Annotated in this window: 13 protein-coding genes; 9 read left to right on the forward strand and 4 right to left on the reverse strand. The window is 70.8% G+C overall.

Annotated features, from left to right (window positions below; translation table 11 throughout):
• Positions 1-104: 104 nt before the first annotated feature.
• On the reverse strand, positions 105-329 hold the full coding sequence (locus tag OP79_RS11390) for a hypothetical protein (protein ID WP_033319985.1): 225 nt from the start codon (positions 327-329) through the stop codon (positions 105-107).
• 231 nt (positions 330-560) lie between these two features.
• Here OP79_RS11390 and OP79_RS11395 point away from each other — a divergent pair, with 231 nt between their 5' ends.
• From OP79_RS11395 to moeZ, 7 genes are all read left to right on the forward strand, one after another.
• Positions 561-1,553: an alpha/beta fold hydrolase gene (locus OP79_RS11395; protein ID WP_051744580.1), complete on the forward strand. Its 993-nt coding sequence runs from the start codon at positions 561-563 to the stop codon at positions 1,551-1,553.
• Positions 1,554-1,561: 8 nt separating this feature from the next.
• Positions 1,562-3,163, forward strand: coding sequence for a DUF3152 domain-containing protein (locus OP79_RS11400; protein WP_078491732.1), 1,602 nt, complete (start codon positions 1,562-1,564; stop codon positions 3,161-3,163).
• Between the two features lie 198 nt (positions 3,164-3,361).
• Entirely contained in the window at positions 3,362-5,155 is a 1,794-nt protein-coding gene (locus tag OP79_RS11405; RefSeq protein WP_106972357.1) for a DUF3492 domain-containing protein, read from the forward strand.
• On the forward strand, positions 5,152-6,408 hold the full coding sequence (locus OP79_RS11410; protein WP_033319987.1) for a hypothetical protein: 1,257 nt from the start codon (positions 5,152-5,154) through the stop codon (positions 6,406-6,408). Before OP79_RS11405 ends, OP79_RS11410 begins: the two co-directional genes overlap by 4 nt.
• 162 nt (positions 6,409-6,570) lie before the next feature.
• Positions 6,571-7,530: an NAD-dependent epimerase/dehydratase family protein gene (locus OP79_RS11415; RefSeq protein ID WP_033319988.1), complete on the forward strand. Its 960-nt coding sequence runs from the start codon at positions 6,571-6,573 to the stop codon at positions 7,528-7,530.
• Positions 7,518-8,267: a spherulation-specific family 4 protein gene (locus OP79_RS11420; protein WP_033319989.1), complete on the forward strand. Its 750-nt coding sequence runs from the start codon at positions 7,518-7,520 to the stop codon at positions 8,265-8,267. Before OP79_RS11415 ends, OP79_RS11420 begins: the two co-directional genes overlap by 13 nt.
• Before the next feature lie 63 nt (positions 8,268-8,330).
• Entirely contained in the window at positions 8,331-9,509 is a 1,179-nt protein-coding gene (gene moeZ / locus OP79_RS11425) for an adenylyltransferase/sulfurtransferase MoeZ (RefSeq protein ID WP_033319990.1), read from the forward strand.
• A gap of 83 nt (positions 9,510-9,592) precedes the next feature.
• On the opposite strand, the gene OP79_RS11430 is transcribed toward moeZ, so the two are convergent.
• The 3 genes from OP79_RS11430 to OP79_RS11440 all read right to left on the reverse strand — a co-directional run bounded on the left by OP79_RS11430 (position 9,593) and on the right by OP79_RS11440 (position 15,690).
• Entirely contained in the window at positions 9,593-11,149 is a 1,557-nt protein-coding gene (locus OP79_RS11430) for an alpha/beta fold hydrolase (protein WP_033319991.1), read from the reverse strand.
• A gap of 116 nt (positions 11,150-11,265) precedes the next feature.
• Entirely contained in the window at positions 11,266-12,813 is a 1,548-nt protein-coding gene (locus OP79_RS11435) for an alpha/beta hydrolase (protein ID WP_033319992.1), read from the reverse strand.
• Positions 12,814-12,897: 84 nt separating this feature from the next.
• Positions 12,898-15,690 (reverse strand): lysylphosphatidylglycerol synthase domain-containing protein, encoded by a 2,793-nt coding sequence (locus OP79_RS11440; protein WP_033319993.1) that lies wholly within the window; start codon positions 15,688-15,690, stop codon positions 12,898-12,900.
• A 185-nt stretch (positions 15,691-15,875) separates the two neighbouring features.
• Between OP79_RS11440 and OP79_RS11445 the strand changes: the two genes are divergently transcribed.
• Both OP79_RS11445 and OP79_RS11450 read left to right on the forward strand, forming a co-directional pair.
• The gene (locus OP79_RS11445; protein WP_033319994.1) at positions 15,876-16,241 is read left to right on the forward strand and encodes an MGMT family protein; all 366 of its coding nucleotides are present in this window, start codon (positions 15,876-15,878) and stop codon (positions 16,239-16,241) included.
• A 257-nt stretch (positions 16,242-16,498) separates the two neighbouring features.
• Positions 16,499-19,993 carry an ATP-dependent helicase gene (locus tag OP79_RS11450; RefSeq protein WP_078491733.1) on the forward strand — a complete coding sequence of 1,165 codons (3,495 nt, stop codon included), beginning with the start codon at positions 16,499-16,501 and terminating at the stop codon, positions 19,991-19,993.
• Positions 19,994-20,103: the final 110 nt, after the last annotated feature.

A 20,103-nucleotide genomic window follows, 5' to 3' on the forward strand; every position in this document is an offset into this window, starting at 1 on the left:
GCGCGTCTCTGAGAGGTGACCGGTCATCGGGCCGCATTCGCCTCACCGATGGTCGGCCTCGACTTCCCCGGTGGCCGTCACCGAGGCGTCATCGGCAGTCGTCTTCACCGGTAGTCGTCCTCGTCGAGTTCGACGATCCTTGCCTGCTCCGCGCGGTCGGCCTCGTTCGCGTTGTCCGTGTCCGCGCCGGTCAGCGGGTCGTCCCGGTGGGGTGCGAGATCCGCGTGCTGTTCGGCGGCGTCGGCCTCGGGGGCCTCCACGTCGAATTCGGTGGATTCCGTGGAATCGGGTTCGGCGAGAGTCTCGGGGTCGGTGGGGTCGAAGGTCATAAGTCCTCTTCCCGAGTGGTCGGTGCGAGTGCCTGCTTGCACGAGTACGTGTGCCCTCGTTTACGAAGCGTATGAGAGCGCGGATCGAGTCGCTATGCGATCCCAGGGCGACCCGTCGCCGGTACGGCGGGGCGTGCGAGGGCGGTCCGGGTGGGCTTGTCATGGAATTCGAGGGGGACTTGTGATGGCGAACACACGATCCAGCACGTGATCGTCTCGTAACATTGCCGCATGTCTTCGACCGAACTGCCGTCCGTTCTGGCCACCTCTGCCGCACCGAAAGTCGGTGCCGTCAGGGTGGCGGCGGGAGAGCGGCTGCGCTCGGTCGGGTTGCCCGGGATCACGCTGACGATCCGGTCGAGACCGCCGGCCCGCGAGGGGCTGCCGCCCGCGCTGTACGTGCACGGGCTGGGCGGTTCCTCGCAGAACTGGTCGGCGCTGATGCCGCTCCTCGACGGCCTCGTGGACAGCGAGGCCGTCGATCTGCCGGGCTTCGGCGACTCACCGCCGCCGGACGACGGCGACTACTCCGTGACCGGGCACGCGCGCGCGGTCATCCGCTATCTCGACTCGGCCGACCGCGGGCCGGTGCACCTCGTCGGGAACTCGATGGGCGGCGCGATCGCGACGCGCGTCGCGGCCGTACGCCCCGATCTCGTCCGGACGCTCACGCTGGTGTCGCCCGCGCTGCCGGAGATCCTGGTGCAGCGCCAGGCGGTGCCGACGGCGCTGCTGGCGCTGCCCGGGGTCGCGAAAGCCTTCACCCGCTACACCAAGGACTGGTCCGCCGAGCAGCGTGTACGGGGCGTCATGGCGCTCTGTTACGGGGATCCCGCGATGGTGACGCCCGAGGGGTTCCGCAACGCCGTCGAGGAGATGGAGCGGCGGCTCGCCCTCCCGTACTTCTGGGACGCCCTGGCGCGCTCGGCCCGCGGCATCGTGAACGCGTACACGCTGGGCGGCCAGCACCGGCTGTGGCGTCAGGCGGAGCGGGTGCTGGCCCCGACGCTGCTCATCTACGGCGGCCGTGACCAGCTCGTCTCGTTCCGGATGGCCCAGCGGGCGGCGCGGGCCTTCCGCGATTCCCGGCTGCTCACGCTGCCGGACGCGGGGCATGTGGCGATGATGGAGTACCCCGGGACCGTGGCCACCGCCATCCGTGAACTTCTCGCGGACGCGGGCGAGTTGGCCGACACCGACACCATGAAGAGTGCAGGGAGCTGAGGCGGCGCGTGGGACGTCACAGCCGACGTGGGTTGGCCCGCAAGGGCGACACCGCCGAAGTACCCGTGGTTCCGGGGGGCCGCCCGGAGCCGAGCACGGGACAACGCCGGGTTCCCTCCGGGCCGCAGCCCCAGCCGCAGCCGCCACCGAGGGGTGGCGGCCCCGGCACTCCGGCGGGTGGGATTCCACGGCTGCCCGAGGGGTGGGTGCCGAGTCCGGATGCGAACGGGGTTCCACGTTTCCCCGACGGGACGCCTGCGGGCGGGGTTCCGCGGTACGCCGACGGCACTCCGGCTCGTGGGGTTCCTCGGCTGCCGGACGGCACGCCCGCGCGAGGGGTTCCGCGGGTTTCTGACGGTACGCCTGCTCATGGCGTGCCTCGGCTCCCCGACGGTACGCCCGCTCATGGCGTCCCGCGGTACGCCGACGGCACCCCTGCCCACGGTGTTCCCGGGGTCCGTGGCGCGCATCCCGAGCAGCGGGAACCCGGCGGTGGCTGGGGGATGTTCAGCGGGGCGCCCGGGTACGGCGCGCCTCAGGGGTCGTACTCGGGAGGGCCGGGAGCATCGCAGGGTGCTGGTCCGGAGCACACGGGTCCGCGGCAACGGCAGGCGCAGCAGCCGGGTCCCCGCCAGGCCTATGTCGACGCCTTCGACAAGGGCGACGACGTGTTCGCGCCGCACTCCGTCGACCAGACGCTCCGCTCGGACCCGTACTACTCCGCAACCGACTGGGACCCCGACCCCGCGGAAACCGAGCACAAGGCGCCCCCGGCGCCCGATCTGCCGGAGAAGGCCAAGGGGGGCAAGGGCTGGACCTTCACCGGGATCGCGGCCGCCGCCGTCACCACCGTGCTCGCCGTCGTCGTGGCCGGGCAGGTCACCGAGGGGCGCGAGGACACCTCCGCGAGCCCGCAGGCCTCGAGCGGCGCGGACCGGGAGGTCAAGGGCTCCGCGGCGCGCGGCGACACCAGGCCGACGCCCCCGTCCGAGGTGGAGGGCGCGGCTCCGCCGGCGTACAACCAGTTGATGGCGAAGAAGTACCCGCTGGACGCGAATCTCAAGGCTGGCGGGGAATTCGAGGCGATCCGCGGATTCGACCAGGCGCCCGGCACGGGGCAGAAGTTCACCTACCGCGTCGACGTCGAGAAGGGCCTCGGTCTCGACGGCGGACTCTTCGCGCAGGCCGTGCACAAGACCCTGAACGACGACCGGAGTTGGGCCCACGACGGCGGCCGTACCTTCGAGCGGGTCTCCACGGGGAAGCCCAACTTCGTCATCACGCTGGCCAGCCCCGGCACCACCGCGTTCTGGTGCGCCAAGTCGGGCCTGGACACCACCGTGGACAACGTCTCCTGCGACTCCGCGGCCACCGAGCGCGTGATGATCAACGCGTATCGCTGGGCCCAGGGTGCGAAGACGTACGGCGACAAGATGTACGCGTACCGGCAGATGCTGATCAACCACGAGATCGGCCACCGGCTCGGCTACGGCCATGTGACCTGCGACAAGAACGGCGAACTCGCGCCCGTCATGCAACAGCAGAGCAAGTTCCTCGAGTACGACGGGATCAAGTGCCGGGCCAACCCCTGGCCGTTTCCCGGAGCTTGAGACTCGCGTGATGCGTACTCGATCGATCTCTTAGCGCGACGAAACGCGATCCGTACGGGAAAGTTACGCCCGTTCACCCCTTTTGGTGGCGCGATGGACAACCGTCCATCGCGCCACGGTCATGTCCGCGTACGTTCGTTCCGCTGTGAGTCGCCGGGTCAACGGCGGCTCCCCATACGGAAGATCAGGGGTGCACTCGTGCGCATCGGACTGCTTACGGAGGGTGGCTATCCATATGTGAGCGGTGACGCCAGGCTCTGGTGCGACCGGCTCGTACGCGGGCTCGGGCAGCACGACTTCGACGTCTACGCGCTCAGCAGGAGCGAGCGACAGCGGGGCGAGGGCTGGATCGAGCTTCCGCCCCAGGTCGGCCGCGTACGCACGGCGCCGTTATGGACCGCGGGCGATGACGGCGCGGGGTATGGGCGCCGGGCGCGGCGGCGGTTCGCCGAGTGCTACGGGGAGTTGGCGGCGGCTGTGTGTGCGGGGGACGCCGTCGCGAGGGGCGCCGCCGGGGAGGCTTCCCGGGGTGGCTCATCGAGTGCGGCGGACCGTTTCGGCAGTGCGCTGTACGGGCTTGCCGAACTCGTCCGGGAGGAGGGTCGCAGCCTGACCGGAGCCCTGCGTTCCGAAACCGCCGTGCGCGCCCTGGAGAGCGCCTGCCGCGCGCCCGGCGCACTGCACGCCGCGCGGGGCGCGCGCGTCCCGGATCTGCTCACCGTCGCCGACCGCATCGAGCGCGCCCTGCGGCCCCTGTCGCTCGACTGGTACGACGAGGAGGACGGACTCGGCTCCGTCGACCTGTGCCACGCCACGTCCGGGGGAGCCGCGGCTCTGCCCGGGCTGCTCGCACGGCACTTCTGGGGCGTGCCGCTGCTGGTCACGGAGTATGGCGTGCAGTTGCGGGCGCACTACTTGGGCTCGCACGAGGAGTCCGGCCCGGCGCGGGCGTTGCTCGCGGCGTTCCACGGCCGGCTCGCGGCCGAGGTGTACCGACAGGCCGCGCTCATCACGCCCGGCAACACGCACGCCCGCCGCTGGCAGGAGCGCTGCGGCGCCGACCGCGCCAAGCTCCGTACGGTCTATCCCGGCATGGACGCGTCCCGCTTCCGGGATGTGGGCGAGCGGGCGGAGTGCGCCGATCCGGACACGCTGGTCTGGGTCGGGCGGATCGAGCCCGGCAAGGACCTCGTCTCGCTGATGCAAGCCTTCGTGGAGGTCCGCAAGGCGCGGCCGAAGGCGCGGCTGCGGATTGTCGGCGTGCCTGCGGAAGGGCCGGTCGGGGCTGCGTATCTGGCTCAGTGCAAGGCGCTGGCCGTACAGCTCTTCGCCGATGAGGCGGAGGGCGTACGCGAACTGGGCGACAACCCGGTGCCGTCAGTGCCGCCGGTGTCGTTCGAGGAGATCGGCGGGCCGGACCTGCCGAGCCTCGCGGAGGCGTACGCGGCCGGGGCCGTGGTCGTTCTGTCGAGCGTCGTCGAGGGCTTCCCGATCAGCCTCGTCGAGGCGATGTTCTGCGGGCGCGCCACGGTGTCCACGGACGTCGGCGCGGTCGTGGAGGTCATCGGCGGTACGGGTCTGGTGGTGCCGCCGCGCAATCCGAGGGCGCTCGCCGAGGCGTGCGTCGCCCTGCTGCGCGACCCCGAGCGCCGTGCACTCCTCGGCGCGGCGGCACGCGCGCGTGCCCTCGAACTGTTCACGGTCGAGCAGAACGTCGCGGCATTTCACGGCATTTACCTGGATATCGTCTCGCGCTGCCCGGTCCGCCGAGCCGCCGCCGACGGCACCGGCGAACCACTGCCCTTCGCCGTACCGGCCGAGGCTCATGTGCGAGGTCGCTGGGCCGAGTCCGGGACCCGGTCCGTGGCGGCGAGCGGTCCGCGGTGGGCTGCGGGGGCTCCGTCGGGGTCCGGGGCGGCAGGTGCCGGGGCGGCGGGCGCCCTTTCCGACTCGGCTCAGGAGCGGGTGCCCGCCGGGGAGGGGACGCGATGAGCGGGCGGCGGCAGGACGTGGACCTGCGCGGGGCGCTGGGCAGCGCCGCGGCGTGGAATGCGGGGTCGGACGAGTGGCTGGTGACTGCCGACGCGCCTGGTGCGCTTGATGTTCCGGGGCTGCCGGGTTCGTCGGACGAGTCCAGCAGCCGGGTCCCCGCGGACCCCGTGAAAGCCCTGATGCAGCGTCACCGCGAGCTGTGTGAACGGGCCGTGGATCCCTTGGAGATCGCGGCGGGGCTGGAGGCGCACGGGGTGACCGACCGGACCGTGGCCCGCTTCCGGCACCGCGACGTGTTCTCGCTGGCCGAGGAGATGTACGCGCGCGTGCCCCGCGACGGCGAGACGGGTCCAGCGGTGGCTGCCGTCAAACTCCCCAAGGTGCGCGCCGGGTGGGCCGTGCTCGCCCTGCTGCCGGGCGCCGCGTGCGCGGCGGCGGTGACGGGGCTGCGCCTCACCGAGGACCGGCCGCGCCTCGCCGTCGCGGTCGCCGTCATGGGCGTACTCGCCATCGCTCTGAGCCTGCGTCTGGCCCTGAGCCGCGGCCCCCTGCACACCACGCGCGCGTGGCGCACGACAAAGGGCACGCGCGCGTGGACGTGCTGGCTCCTCGCGTACGCCCTCCTCGGCGACGGCCTGCTCGGCGCCGCCCTCGCGGGTGGCCCGGACGGCTGGCCGAACGGTGACCTCGACGGCCCCTGGCCGGTGCGCTTCGGTTCCGTACTGGCGCTCGGCCTGGCCTGTGCCCCGGCGGTCTGGTTCGCCCACCTCTTCGCCGTACGCGCCCGGCGCAGGCTGGCCGCCAGCCGAACTCTGGAGGAGTTCGCCGCCTCCGCACGGCCCCTGCTCCTGAGCGTATTCGGGCTGTTCCTCTGCGTCCTGAGCGGACTGCTCGCATTGTGCGGGGTGCTGCTGGACGAGCCCGTCGATCCCGCCGCGTACGCCGGAACCGGCGCCCTCGGCGCGCTCCTGCTGCTCGCCCGGCTGCTCACCGTGCACGGCTTCACGCACGCCCCGGCCGTCATCCTGGCCGCCGCCGGCGCGGCCGAGGCGACGGCTGTGGCGAGTGTCTTCGCGGGCCGCCTGCCCGGCTGCTCGTTCCTCGCCGTTCCCGTCGAGACCGTGGTCGGCGCATGGGGGGCCGGTGTCGTGCCGGCCCTCGTCTGCGGGGCCGCGGCGCTCGTACTCCTGGTCCACGCGACCAGGACCCTCACCCGGGCCTCGGCCCACGCGGACCACGGTGGGACACCGTGAACCGCACCCCGAGCCCGGCGCCGGCGCCCGGCCCTCGTGCCGAGCGCAACCCTCCCGCGGGGCCGACACCGCGGGCCTCCCTGACGAACCATGGCAACACCCTTGAAGGAGACACGAAATGATCACCCTCCGTATCGGAGAATTCACCCCGGGAGCCGCCCGATGAGGGTGCTGCTGATCGGAGCCAACGGATTTCTGGGCCGGTACGTCGCCGACCGCCTCCTCGCCGACCCGGCCGTGCAGCTCACCGCGCTCGGCCGGGGCGACGACGCGGACGTGCGCTTCGACCTCGCCAGTGGCAGCCCGGGCGCACTGACCCGCTTCCTGGACGCGGTGCACCCCGGCGTCGTCATCAACTGTGCCGGCGCCATCCGCGGCGGCGCGCGCGAACTGACCCGGCACAACACCGTCGCCGTCGCCACCGTCTGCGAGGCCCTGCGCCGCAGCGCCTGCCACGCGCGCCTCGTGCAGATCGGCTGCGGCGCGGAGTACGGCCCCAGCCAGCCCGGCTCCTGCACGGCCGAGGATGCCGTGCCGCGCCCCGGCGGCCCGTACGGCGTCAGCAAGCTCGCCGGTACCGAACTCGTCCTGGGCTCCGGCCTGGACGCCGTCGTCCTGCGGGTCTTCTCGCCCGCCGGACCCGGCACCCCCGCTGGTTCGCCCCTCGGCCGCCTCGCCGAGGCCATGCGCCGGGCCATGCAGTCCGGCGACGGCGAACTGAAGGTGGGTGGACTCGGTATCCAGCGCGACTTCATCGACGTACGCGATGTCGCGCGCGCCGTCCACGCCGCATCCCTCTCCGCCGCGCAGGGCGTCATCAACATCGGCTCCGGACGTGCCGTACGCCTCCGGGACGCGGCCGCCGTCCTCGCACGCGTGGCCGGCTACGGCGGCGCGCTGCACGAACTCGACAGCCCGCCCGGAATCGTCAGGCCATCCATCGGTCACCCCCGCTCCGAACCCGACCACACGGCTCCGGCCGCGAACCCCTATCCCGACGGCTGCGGCAGCTGGCAGCAGGCCGATGTGCGCACCGCACGCGACCGGCTCGGCTGGCGACCCCGCATCCACCTCGAAGAGTCCCTCGCCGATATCTGGATGGAGGCGGCATGCCGCATCTGACCAGCACCGCTGTGGGCACCGCGAGCACCGACATACGTCTCGGCTTCGGCGTCCCCGGCTATGCACACCCCCTCCTCGCCCCTCTCGAATGGGGCGAACTCACCCGCCCCGGCACCCCCTTGCACTGGGTCGTCCTCAATGTCGCCGACGGTCCCGGCACCCGGCCCGACCCGCACTGCCTCGCCGCAGCGGGGCGACTGCGCAACGCGGGCATCCGGGTCCTGGGACACCTGGGTGTGAGGTACGGCGCACGTACCTTCGCCGAGCTGATATCGGACGCGCACCGGTATCTCGACTGGTACAGGGTCGACGGCTTCTTTCTGGACCGCTGTCCCACGGATCGGACAGCGCTTCCCGAGGTCAGCCGTACGGCCACGACCCTGCGCGCGTTCCTCGGCGAGGGCCATATCGTCCTCGGACATGGCTCCCACCCGCATCCCGGATATGCCGAAACCGCCGACCAGTTGGTGACCTTCTCCGGCCCTTGGAGCGAATACCGCTGGTCGCAGGTGGCGGAGTGGACCGCTGACCACCCGGCCGACCGCTTCTGCCACTTCGTGCACAGCGTGCCCCGCGGCCATCTCGAGGAAGCGCTGCGCATAGCCCGTTGGCAGGGCGCCTCGACGATCTACTTCACCGACCGCACGGACCGCGGCGGTCGCGTCGACCCCTGGGAAACCATGCCCGGCTACTGGGACGAAATCGTCTCGCGCCTCGGAACGGGTGTCTCGGAATGAAGAGGGGCGTGGCAGTGTTACGCGGAGAACAACCGTAGTGATTGACCGACCAACGGAGTCCCCGTGTCGCTGCCACCCCTGGTCGAGCCAGCTTCTGAGCTCACCGTAGACGAGGTCCGCAGGTACTCCCGCCACCTGATCATCCCCGACGTCGGGATGGACGGGCAGAAGCGGCTGAAGAACGCCAAGGTGCTCGCTGTCGGCGCCGGCGGCCTTGGTTCGCCGGCCCTGATGTACCTGGCCGCGGCGGGCGTGGGCACGCTCGGCATCGTGGAGTTCGACGAGGTCGACGAGTCGAACCTGCAGCGCCAGATCATCCACAGCCAGGCGGACATCGGCCGCTCCAAGGCCGAGTCGGCCCGCGACAGCGTGCTCGGCATCAACCCGTACGTGAACGTGATCCTTCACGAAGAGCGGCTCGAGGCCGAGAACGTGATGGACATCTTCAGCCAGTACGACCTGATCGTCGACGGCACCGACAACTTCGCGACCCGCTACCTGGTCAACGACGCCTGCGTGCTCCTCAACAAGCCGTACGTCTGGGGCTCGATCTACCGCTTCGACGGCCAGGCCTCCGTCTTCTGGTCCGAGCACGGCCCCTGCTACCGCTGCCTCTACCCGGAGCCCCCGCCGCCGGGCATGGTCCCCTCCTGCGCCGAGGGTGGCGTCCTCGGCGTGCTGTGCGCGTCCATCGGCTCCATCCAGGTCAACGAGGCGATCAAGCTCCTCGCGGGCATCGGTGAGCCTCTCGTCGGCCGCCTGATGATCTACGACGCCCTGGAGATGCAGTACCGCCAGGTCAAGGTCCGCAAGGACCCGAACTGCGCGGTCTGCGGCGAGAACCCCACCGTCACTGAGCTCATCGACTACGAGGCCTTCTGCGGCGTCGTCTCGGAGGAGGCCCAGGAGGCCGCCGCCGGCTCGACGATCACTCCCAAGCAGCTCAAGGAGTGGATCGACAACGACGAGAAGATCGAGATCATCGACGTACGCGAGATCAACGAGTACGAGATCGTCTCGATTCCCGGCGCCAAGCTGATCCCGAAGAACGAGTTCCTCATGGGCACCGCTCTGGAGACCCTCCCGCAGGACAAGAAGATCGTTCTGCATTGCAAGACGGGTGTCCGTAGTGCGGAAGTCCTCGCCGTGCTCAAGTCCGCCGGTTTCGCGGACGCGGTGCACGTCGGTGGCGGCGTGATCGGCTGGGTCAACCAGATCGAGCCCGAGAAGCCGGTGTACTAGACGCAGGCTTCGGCTTTGCGGAGAGGGGTCCGGCACCGGGTGTGCCGGGCCCCTTCCTGTTGTCCGAACTTCTGCAGCCCAGGTTACGACTCGCAGACCTTCCCGTCCTCCGGCACCTTCCCGTCCAGCAGGTACGCGTTCACCGTGTCGTCCACGCAGGAACTGCTTCCGTACGCCCCATGCCCCTCGCCCTTCCAGGTGAGCTCGACACCGACGTCCTTGCCCAGCTCGTCCGCCATCTTGCGGGCACCCTCGTACGGTGTCGCCGGGTCGCCGGTGTTGCCCACGACCAGGACGGGATCCGCTCCGGGCGCGCTGACCTCCGGGGTCTCGTGCTGACCGGCCACCGGCCAGTTGTGGCACCAGCCGGCCGTGTCCCAGCCCATGAACTCGCCGAAGACAGGCGAGATCTTCTGGAACTGAGGGAGCAGCTTCTTTGTCTCCTCGATCGTCGGCCGCTCCTTGTCGTCCAAGCACGATATGACCCGTTGTGAATGCGTCGTCGTGCCGTAACGACCTGTCGCGCCACGCTCGTTGTAACTGTCGGCGAGGGCCAGCAGCTCCGAACCGTCGCCCTGCTCCGCCGCGTCCAGCGCGCTGGTGAGGCCGGCCCAGGTCTGCTCGCTGTAGAGCGGCAGGACGATGCCGGTGAGTGCCAGCGTCTGGGTGAGCTTGCGGTCGCTCGATGTCGGCAGCGGCTCGGCGTCGATCTTCTTCAGCAGGTCCGCGATCTTCTGAGAGCCTTCCTTGGGGTCCTGTCCGGTGGACTTGAGGTAGTTGTCCAGGGCGCGCTGGAAGCCGCGCGTCTGGTTCTCGGCGTGGCCGACCGTGCCCGCGCTCGGGTCGACGACCGCGTCCAGTACGAGGCGGCCCACGTTCTTGGGGAACAAGTGGGCGTAGACACCGCCCAGTTCGGTGCCGTACGAGATGCCGAAGTAGTGCAGTTTCTGATCACCGAGCACGTGGCGCATCAGGTCCATGTCGCGGGCCGTGTCGGTCGTCGAGACGTGTGCCATGAGCTTGCCCGCCGACTCCTCGCAGCCCTTGCCGAAGTCGGCGGAGTCCTTGAGGTAGGAGGTCTCCTCGGCTGCGGTGTCCGGCGTGGAATCGACCGACTCGGCGGCCTGGATCTCCTGGTCGCTGCGACAGCGCACGCCCTCGCTGGCCGCGACTCCACGCGGGTCGAAGCTCACCAGGTCGTACCGCTCCTGCAGTTGTGACGTCAGTGCCGCGTACGACGGCATCATGGAGATGCCCGAGCCGCCCGGGCCGCCGAAGTTGAACAGCAGCGAGCCGATGCGTGAGTCCTCGTCGGTGGCCTTGCCGCGGATCAGAGCTATGCCGATCGTCTCGCCCGTCGGCTTCTCCCAGTCCAGCGGGACTTTGAGCGTCGCGCACTGCCAGTCGTCGCCCGGCGCGGGTCCGTCCGCAGTGGCCCCGCAGCGGCCCCAGTCGAGCTTCTGTGAGGTGAGCGAGGCCGGAAGCTTCCCTGTCGGACCGGACGGCGCAGCGGTCGGCGGGGCGCTGGCCTTTCCGTCGTCGTTGCCCTCGTCGGACGAGCCGCCACCGCAACCCGCCGCAAGCCCGGTGACCAGCACCGCGGCCGCGGCCAGCGCCGTGGATCGTACGAAACGCACCATGTGCCCCTTACCCCCTCGCAAGTCATCCGCACGAGCCGCGAATGACGGTCAGGCCATGGTAAGCAGACCGCGAGTGAAGCCGTGCCAGCCTGTGGATAACCCTGTGACCTGCTCTTTTATGAGCAAACCTGGCCCGTCGACGGGACCCTGCCGTCCAGCAGATAGCCGTCCACCGCGTCACGCACGCACTTGTTCCCGCTGCCGTATGCGCCATGTCCCTGGCCCCGGTACGTCAACTCGACGCCGACGCCCTTGCCCAGCTCGTCCACCGTCTTGCGGGCGCCCTCGTACGGCGTGGCCGGGTCGCCGGTGTTTCCGATCACCAGGATCGGTGCTGCTCCGGCGGCGCTCACGTCAGGGTCGTCGACGGCTCCCGGCACGGGCCAGTCCGTGCAGCCGAGCAGGCCCCACGCCAGATAGTCGCCGAACAGGGGAGAGGCCTCGCGGAACTGCGGAAGCTTCGTCTCCACATCGGCCGTGGTGTAACGCGGCTTGCTGTCCGCGCAGTTGATGGAGGTGTTGGCGGCGGCGATGTTGCTGTATTCGCCGTCCTCGTTCCGTCCGTTCATCGCGTCGGCCAACAGCATCAGCACCGTGCCGTCACCGGCGTACGCCTGCTGGAGCCCCTGGGTGAGGTACTCCCAGTAATCCCGTGAGTAGAGCGCTTGCGCGATGCCGGTGGTGGCGACGGTCTGGGTCAGCTCGCGCGGGAAGGCGCCCGGGATCGGCTTGCTGTCGAGGTTCTTGAGCAGCCTGGCGATCCGGTCCTTGACGTCCTGCACGGTGTCGCCGAGCGGGCATGGCTCCTGCTTCGAGGTGCAGTCCTCAGCGAAGTTGTCGAGCGCGAGCTGGAAGCCCTTGGCCTGCCCGAGCGAACCCTGCTCCGGATTCCGTGTCGGGTCCACAACGGCGTCGAAGACGGTCCGCCCCACCTTCTTGGGGAACAAGTGGGCGTAGACACCGCCCAGTTCGGTGCCGTACGAGATGCCGAAGTAGTGCAGCTTGTCGTTGTCGAGGACCTGACGCATCAGATCCAGATCGCGGGCGGCGTCGGTGGTGCGCAGGTGCGGGAGGATCTTCCCGGAGTTCTTCTCGCAGGCCGAGTTGAACGCTTTCGTGTCCTCCAGGAATGCTCTCCGCTCTGCGGCGTTGTCGGGGGTGGCGTCCTGCTGGAAGTACTCGTCGAGCTGTTCGTCACTCAAGCACTCCACGCCCGCGCTGCGGCCGACCCCGCGCGGGTCGAAGCTGACCAAGTCGTAGCGGGTGCGCAGGTGCGCGAACTTGTTGGCGAACGCGGGCAGCGAGGCCACTCCCGAGGATCCGGGGCCGCCGAAGTTGAAGACCAGTGAGCCGATCCGCTTCTCCTCGGCGCCGCTCGCCTCCGCCCGGATCAGCGCGAGCCCGATCGTGTCTCCCTTGGGCTCGTCCCAGTCGAGGGGCACCCTCAGAGTCGCGCACTGCCACTGGTCGTCGTTCGGCAGAGCCGATGGGGCCTCTCCGCCTCCCTGGGACCCGGCCGGTGCCGGGCAGTCCTTCCAGCTCAGCTCCTGCGCCGCCAGGTCCTCGTCCTTGCCGTCGGCGTCGCTGTCGCACCCGGCCACGGTCACGGACAGCACAAGAACGGCGGTCAGGGCAGCGGCGCGCAGCCAGGAAGGATTCGGCACGTTCCCATCCTGAGCTCGCGGAGGACGGGACGCTCGGGGCGCGGGCTGTGCGGGTGAGGGCTGGGTCTGTCCGCCGGAGAGGCCCTAGAGAGCGCCCTTGCGGGTCAGGTAGTTGAAGAACAGCCACCCGGGCAGCACCGGCAGCCACAGCGTGAGCAGCCGGTAGAGCAGCACCGCAGGCGCCGCGACCTCCTTGGGCAGGCCCACGGCGATCAGGCCGACCGTGAGGGTCGCCTCGACCGCGCCCACGCCGCCGGGGGTCGGAGCGGCCGAGCCCAGCGCGTTACCGGCGAGGAAGACGACGGCGACGCTGGCGAGGCTGAGCGCGGGCATGTCGTCGCCGCCGAACGCCCTGATCGACGCGTCCAGGCACATCACGAAGCAGGCCGTCAGCAACACCATGCCGCCGATACCGGTGATGAGCTTCTGCGGTCGCTGGAGCACGTCGAGCATGCGGGGGATGACACCCGCGAAAAGCGACCGCACGCGCGTGACGACGAATTTCCGCAGGAACGGAATCGAGCTCATCACCAGCACCAGCACCGCGACCGTCAGCAGACCCGCGATCACCGTGCGGGACGGCGACAGCGACGGCGTCTTCTCCGTTCCGGTCAGATAACCGAAGGCCAGCAGCAACACGATGTGGCTGCCCAGACCGAACAGCTGCGAGGCACCGACACTCGCCACCGCCAGGCCCGGCCGCACTCCCGCGCGCTGCAGGAAGCGCGTGTTGAGGGCGACGCCGCCCACCGCCGCGGGCGCCACGATCTTCACGAAGGACCCGGCGACCTGCGCCGCCACCGCCCGTAGGAAGGGCACCCGCTCGGGCACGAAGCCCAGCAGGCTCATGGCTGCCGCGAAGTAGCTCAGCGCAGAGAAGAGCACGGCCGCGGCGACCCAGCCCCACTCGGCGTTGTCGAAGAGCGTGCCGAACTCGATGTGCGTGAGCTGCGACAGCAGGAAGTACGCGCCGATGGCACCGGCGATGAAGCTGATCAGCGTGCGCGGCCGGATGCGCTCCAGGCGGGCCGGTTCGACCGGCGCCTGCGGCCTGATCAGCAGCACCTGGTGGCGGATCTGAGTGAGCAGATCCTCCTCGCGTGCCTCTTCCAGGGCCTCGTCGATCGCCCGCTTCTCGGAGCGTTTCTCGGCCCGTACGGCCTTCTTGTCGGGCTTTTCGAGTGCGACGGGCCCGGTGTCTTCCTCGGCCTCCTCGGCGGCGCGCCCCGGCCTGGCATGCCGAGAGGCCTCCAGCACGGCCTCACGCTCCCGCTGCGCCCGCTCCCGGGCCAGTTTTCGCAGCGTCGCGCGCGTGGCGCGCGTCAGCGCGATGGGCTGCAGCATCGGCAGGCAGTCGGCGACCGTGTCGGGGCCGAGCACCTCGACCGCCGAGGCCACCGCACGCTCCGCGCCGACCCGCAGGGCCAGCGTGGTCACCAACTGGGCGATGTCCATGCGCAACAGCAGCTCACCGGCCGCGATCTCACCGCCGCGCAGATCGGTGAGGATCACCGTGCCAGAACGATCCACCAGAATCGCGTCGCCCGCCAGCCTGCGGTGCGCGATGCGCCGCGACTGCAACGCCTGCACCTGATGCCAGGTGTCGCGCAGCAGCTCGTCGGTGATCTCCTCGTCCGGCAGCGAGTCCAGCGTGCGGCCGCCGATGTGCTCGTAGACGAGCATCACGGCGTCCGGGCCCAGTTCGGAGGTGGCGATCAGCTTGGGCGCGTTGGCTCCGGCCGCGATGGCCGCATACGCGAGAAGCGCCTCCTGCTCCAGAGCCTGGCGCAGCGACTGCAGGCTGCGGCGCGTGGTGATGCCCCGCAGCGTCAGACGCCGCCACACGCGGTAGAAGAAGCCCTGCGCCTGCTGCTCACGGTCGACCACCGTGACGTCCAGCGGCCGGCCGTCCTCCAGCGTCACGAAGTACCGGCGTCCGCGGTCACCGCTCTCGGTGGACTCCGGTGTCTCCTCCCGGGAGGCGCTCACCGGATGGAAGCCGACATGCCGCAGGCCCGCCATCAGCGTCCGCCCCGTGGGCCGCACGTTCGGCGAGCCGACCGCGTACAGCGTCCCGTACGCCACGCTCCAGCCGATCAGCACCGTCAGGATGATCGAGAAGGGTGTCGTGTAGCCGGTGACCAGCATGGAGAAGGCGTCGAGCAGCAGCACCACCCACAGCACCGCACGCCAGCGTGGCCGCCGTGCCATGCCGACGGCCGTCATGTACGCGATGACCGGCGCGAGATAGCCGTGCACCGGGTCGGTGAGGGCGTGGATGTCCTGCGGCAAGGGCTGCGTGAGCGCCTTCTGGATCGAGTCCGGGGCGGCCTTGGCGACCCAGAGATCTGTGGCGAGCGTCACCCCGTGAGCGAGGACCGCGGCCAGCACACCGTCGGCGATCCGCAGTCCGTCCCGCTTGATCAGCCGCTCGATGGCGAAGGCGACCGGCACCAGGAGGATCGCGATGCTCGACGCGAGCCCCGCGATCTCGCTCAGCAGGTCGGGTGCCTCGTCGGTGCCCTTGTTGATGTCCTGGGCGAGTCCCGATGTCGTGCCGTGCGCGAACGCGGCGATCCCCAGCAGCACCGCGACCGCGAGGACGCCCACCAGGAGACGCATCAGATCGGAGGGACGGTGCACGCGTGCGGGGAGCAGCGGTTCGTCGCCCTCGACCGCTTCGGAGTGGACGTCGTCGGCTTCGGAGTCCGGGGCGTCGGCGGCCGGGACACCCTTCTTCTTGTACGCGTCCGAGGTGTGGTCGCCCTTCTTGTGTGCGTCCGAGGTGCGCTCGTCCGAGTCGTCGCCGGTGTCCGGGCGCGACGAAACCTCAGAGGTGCCCTCCGCGCCTTCGGGGTGCACGCCCTGCTGTTTCATCGTCTCTTCTTGATCTCGTATCACCAGTCACCGCCCGGATGATGGTGGCATGCCCCACCGACACAGAGGGGCATCAGGGGGCATTGCAGGGGCGCACAGTCTGCCCGAAGTGCCGCTCCCGGGCGAGGTATACGTCCTGTAACCACTCCGTCACGTTGTCGGTGGGGTGGGGCAGGATGGGGCGGATGAGCGAGGAGAGCCTTCCGGCGGACGCCCTGCCGGAGTACGCGGAGCGAGTCCTTGAGGTTGCCGAGCTGATCCCGTCCGGCCGCGTCATGACGTACGGGGACGTCGCCGAGTGGCTCGAGGAAGGGGGGCCGCGCCAGGTCGGCCGTGTGATGGCCCTCTACGGAGGAGCCGTTCCGTGGTGGCGCGTCATACGCGCGGACGGCGTGCTGCTCCCGGGTCACGAACTGCAGGCCCTCGGCCACTACCAGGCGGAGGGCACACCCCTGAAGGAGGCGAGCAGGGCCTCCGAGGGCCACCTGCCGCGCGTCGACATGAAGCGAGCGCGGTGGGACGGCGAGCAGCGCGCGGAACGTCACACTTGACAGCTTCCGCCATCGGACGCCCGAAAGGGGGATCAGCGGCCCGTACGGGGGAAACTGGGCACGTCCGTGGCATGGCGTACGTTCGTGATGCGGGGGACAGGAGCGTTCTGAGGGACGGGAGGGAAGAAGCGGAAGCCCTCCTTCCGCTGTCCTCGCGGGCGTAGCGTCAACGGCGCGCATCCCCCTCACCACGCGGCCACCGCCGCCCACGCGCGGCGGTAAGCCAACCAGCACACCCACCAGGACCGGCGAACCACGTGAGCTCCTCTTTCTCCACCAGGCGCCTGTCGCACCACCAGGGGCGACAGGGGAACCGTGGCGCTTACCGACTGGTGCGTACCCCGCCGGTCCGGGTGGATCCCCCTCTCTTGGACGCAGCTCAGCGGTCAGTGGTTGACCACAAGGGGGGCCCGCTGCTCGTCCTCGCAGGTCCGGGCACCGGCAAGACGACGACACTCGTGGAGTCGGTGGCGGCCCGGATCGGGCGCGGTACGGACCCCGAGCGGATCCTGGTGCTGACGTTCAGCCGCAAGGCCGCCGTGGAGCTGCGCGACCGCATGGCGCTGCGCATAGGGGCGGCCGGTGCGCCCCAGGCGACCACGTTCCACTCCTTCTGCTACGCCCTGGTCCGCGCCCACCAGGACAGCAACCTCTTCGTGGAGCCGCTGCGGCTGCTCTCCGGCCCCGAACAGGACGTGGCCGTGCGTGAACTCCTCGCGGGCCAGCCCGACCTGGAGCGGCTCGGCCTCGCCCATGTGCGCTGGCCGGACGAGCTGCGCGCCTGCCTGACGACGCGCGGCTTCGCCGACGAGGTTCGCGCGGTGCTGGCCCGCAGCCGTGAACTGGGGCTCGGTCCGGACGCGCTGGACTCGTTCGCCTCCCGCATCGGCCGTCCCGACTGGCGCGCCGCGGCCGCCTTCCTCGCCGAGTATCTCGACGTTCTCGATATGCAAGGAGTGCTCGATTACGCGGAACTGGTGCACCGCGCGGTGCTGCTCGCCCGCGGTCCCGAGGTTGCCGCGCGGCTCGTCGCGCAGTACGACGCGGTCTTCGTCGACGAGTACCAGGACACCGATCCGGCGCAGGTACGGCTGCTGCACGCGCTCGCGGGCAATCAAGGGGTGCAGCCCGAAGGGTTTCCGTACAAGGGCGGTGGCGGGTGGCGGGCGGGACGTACCCTCGTCGCCTTCGGCGACCCCGACCAGTCGATCTACGCGTTCCGGGGCGCCGACGTGAACGGCATTCTGGAGTTCCCGGAAGCCTTCCCGCGCGCGGACGGCACTCCGGCGCCGGTCGAGGTCCTGAGGACGTCACGCCGGTCGGGCGCCGGACTGCTGGCCGCCACCCGGCTGCTGACCCGGCGCATGCCCCTGACCCGCCTCCCGGCGGAGAAGGTCCGCGCCCACCGGGAGCTGACTCCCGTACAGGACGATGGCCGCGTCGAGGCCTACACGTACCCGACCTCCGGCACGGAGCTGGACAACATCGCGGACATCCTCCGCCGCGCCCACCTGGAGGACGGCGTTCCCTGGAGCGAGATGGCCGTCCTGGTACGCGCCGGGCACCGCACCATCCCGACCGTCCGCCGCACCCTCACCGCGGCCGGCGTCCCCCTCGACATAGACGGCGACGACCTTCCCCTGCGCCATGAACCGGCGGTGGCACCCCTGTTGACGGCTCTCAAGGCGGTGGCCGAGGCGGCACTCCGGGATGCGGCGGGGGCAGCCGAGCGGGCCGGAGCCGGGGCGGGTGCCGACGGAGAGGGGTCGGCTGAGGGAAGTGCCGAGCCCGCGCGCGCGGACACCGTCACCCCTGCTCCCACCGACGATGCCGCCGAGCCCGAGCCCGGCTCCGAGGCCGTCGTCGTTCCGGAAGCACCCTGGCTCGACACCGAGACCGCGCTCACCCTCCTCGCCTCCCCGCTGGCCGGCATGGACGCCGCCGATCTGCGCCGCCTGGGCCGTGCTCTGCGCGAGGAGGAGCGCGCCGGAGGCAATCTCGTCCCGCCGCCCTCGGACGAATTGCTGGCACGAGCGCTGGCCGAGCCGGAGCGGCTGGTCGCACACGACCCCTCGTACGCGCGCGGAGCCCAGCGTCTGGGCGCCCTCCTGCGCAAGGCCCGTGAGCGCCTCGCCGGCGGCGGCACGGCCGAGGAGGCCCTCTGGGAGTTGTGGGACGGCACACCGTGGCCTCAGCGCCTGGAGCGGGCCGCCCGGCGTGGCGGCGCGGCCGGGCGCAACGCGGACCGCGACCTCGACGCCGTGTGCGCGCTGTTCGCGACGGCGGCCCGCGCCGAGGAACGCACAGGTGGCCGCGGCGCCCTCAACTTCCTGGAGGAGATCGAGGCCGAGGACATCGCCGCCGACACGCTCACCCGCAGGGCCGTACGCCCCGAGGCCGTACGCCTGATGACGGCACACCGCTCCAAGGGCCTTGAGTGGCGCCTGGTCGTCGTCGCGGGCGTGCAGGAGGGACTGTGGCCGGACCTGCGCCGCAGAGGCTCCCTCCTGGAGGCCGACCGCATCGGACGCGACGGCCTCGCCGAACCGCTCACCCCCGGTGCGCTGCTCTCCGAAGAACGCCGTTTGTTCTACGTGGCCGCCACGCGCGCGCGTGAACGTCTCGTCGTCACCGCCGTGAAGGCTCCCGCCGACGACGGAGACCAGCCGTCCCGCTTCCTCACCGAACTCGGCGTCGAACCCAAGGACGTCACCGGCCGCCCCCGCCGCCCCCTGTCCGTCGCCGCCCTCGTCGCCGAGCTGCGCGCCACGATCGTCGACCCTCGCGTCTCGGACACCCTCAGGGAGGCCGCCGCCCGCCGCCTGGCCCGGCTCGCCGCGCTCGGCGACGAGGACGGCCGCCCTCTCGTGCCGTCCGCGCACCCCTACCGCTGGTGGGGCATGTACGAGCCGACCGAGAGCAAGGTCCCGCTGCGCGACCGCGACCAGCCCGTCGTGCTCTCCGGGAGCGCACTCGACCAACTCGCCAACACCTGCGCCCTCCAGTGGTTTCTCGGCCGCGAGGTGAAGGCCGACGCCCCCGCGACCGCCGCCCAGGGCTTCGGCAATGTGGTGCACGTGCTGGCCGACGAGGTCGCCTCCGGACGCAGTCCCGCCGACCTCGCCGTCCTCATGGAGCGCCTCGACTCCGTGTGGAACGCGCTCGCCTTCGACGCCCCCTGGAAGTCGGCGCAGGAGAAGGAGCACGCGCGCGTGGCGCTCGAACGCTTCCTGAAGTGGCATGTGCTGGACCGTGCGGGCCGTACGCCGGTGGCCAGCGAGCACGACTTCGACGTCACCCTCGAAGCGGGCTCCTACGAAGTCCGCATCCGCGGCTCCATGGACCGCGTCGAGCGGGACACCGAAGGCCGCGCCTACGTAGTCGACTTCAAGACCGGCAAACAGGCACCGACCGCCGCCGACGTGGCCCACCACCCCCAACTCGCCGTCTACCAGCTCGCCGTACGCGAGGGAGCCGTCGACGAGGCCTTCGAAGGGGAGCGCCCCGACCCTGGCGGCGCCGAACTCGTCCAGCTCCGACAGGGCGCCCCCAGGAAGGACGGCGGTGAGACCCTGCCGAAGGTGCAGGCCCAAGAGCCCCTCTCCGGGGAGTGGATCGGCGACCTCCTTGCCACCGCCGCGGGCAAGGTCCTCGACGAGCGGTTCACGCCGAGCACAGGACAGCACTGCACACACTGCGCGTTCCGGGCGTCGTGCAGCGCACGTCCCGAGGGACGCCACGTGGTCGAGTGACCCTGCACCGGGGCGCCGCGTCGTCAAGAGATGTCGGAAGTGACGTACCGCACCACGTGTGCTGACCAGCGCATCTTCCGGCCCGGCGGCTGTTGCGGCCCCCGCTGTCA

The organism is Streptomyces yerevanensis, from assembly GCF_000716805.1.
In the GTDB taxonomy this organism is placed as follows: Bacteria; Actinomycetota; Actinomycetes; order Streptomycetales; family Streptomycetaceae; genus Streptomyces; species Streptomyces flaveus.

Excerpts from the sequence above, each read along its gene's own strand:
- OP79_RS11445 (WP_033319994.1), top strand. The coding sequence starts at position 15,876 with ATGAGCGAGGAGAGCCTTCCGGCGGACGCCCTGCCGGAGTACGCGGAG.
- OP79_RS11440 (WP_033319993.1), bottom strand. The coding sequence starts at position 15,690 with ATGAAACAGCAGGGCGTGCACCCCGAAGGCGCGGAGGGCACCTCTGAG.
- OP79_RS11420 (WP_033319989.1), top strand. The coding sequence starts at position 7,518 with ATGCCGCATCTGACCAGCACCGCTGTGGGCACCGCGAGCACCGACATA.
- OP79_RS11410 (WP_033319987.1), top strand. The coding sequence starts at position 5,152 with ATGAGCGGGCGGCGGCAGGACGTGGACCTGCGCGGGGCGCTGGGCAGC.
- OP79_RS11415 (WP_033319988.1), top strand. The coding sequence starts at position 6,571 with ATGAGGGTGCTGCTGATCGGAGCCAACGGATTTCTGGGCCGGTACGTC.
- OP79_RS11430 (WP_033319991.1), bottom strand. The coding sequence starts at position 11,149 with ATGGTGCGTTTCGTACGATCCACGGCGCTGGCCGCGGCCGCGGTGCTG.
- OP79_RS11395 (WP_051744580.1), top strand. The coding sequence starts at position 561 with ATGTCTTCGACCGAACTGCCGTCCGTTCTGGCCACCTCTGCCGCACCG.
- OP79_RS11390 (WP_033319985.1), bottom strand. The coding sequence starts at position 329 with ATGACCTTCGACCCCACCGACCCCGAGACTCTCGCCGAACCCGATTCC.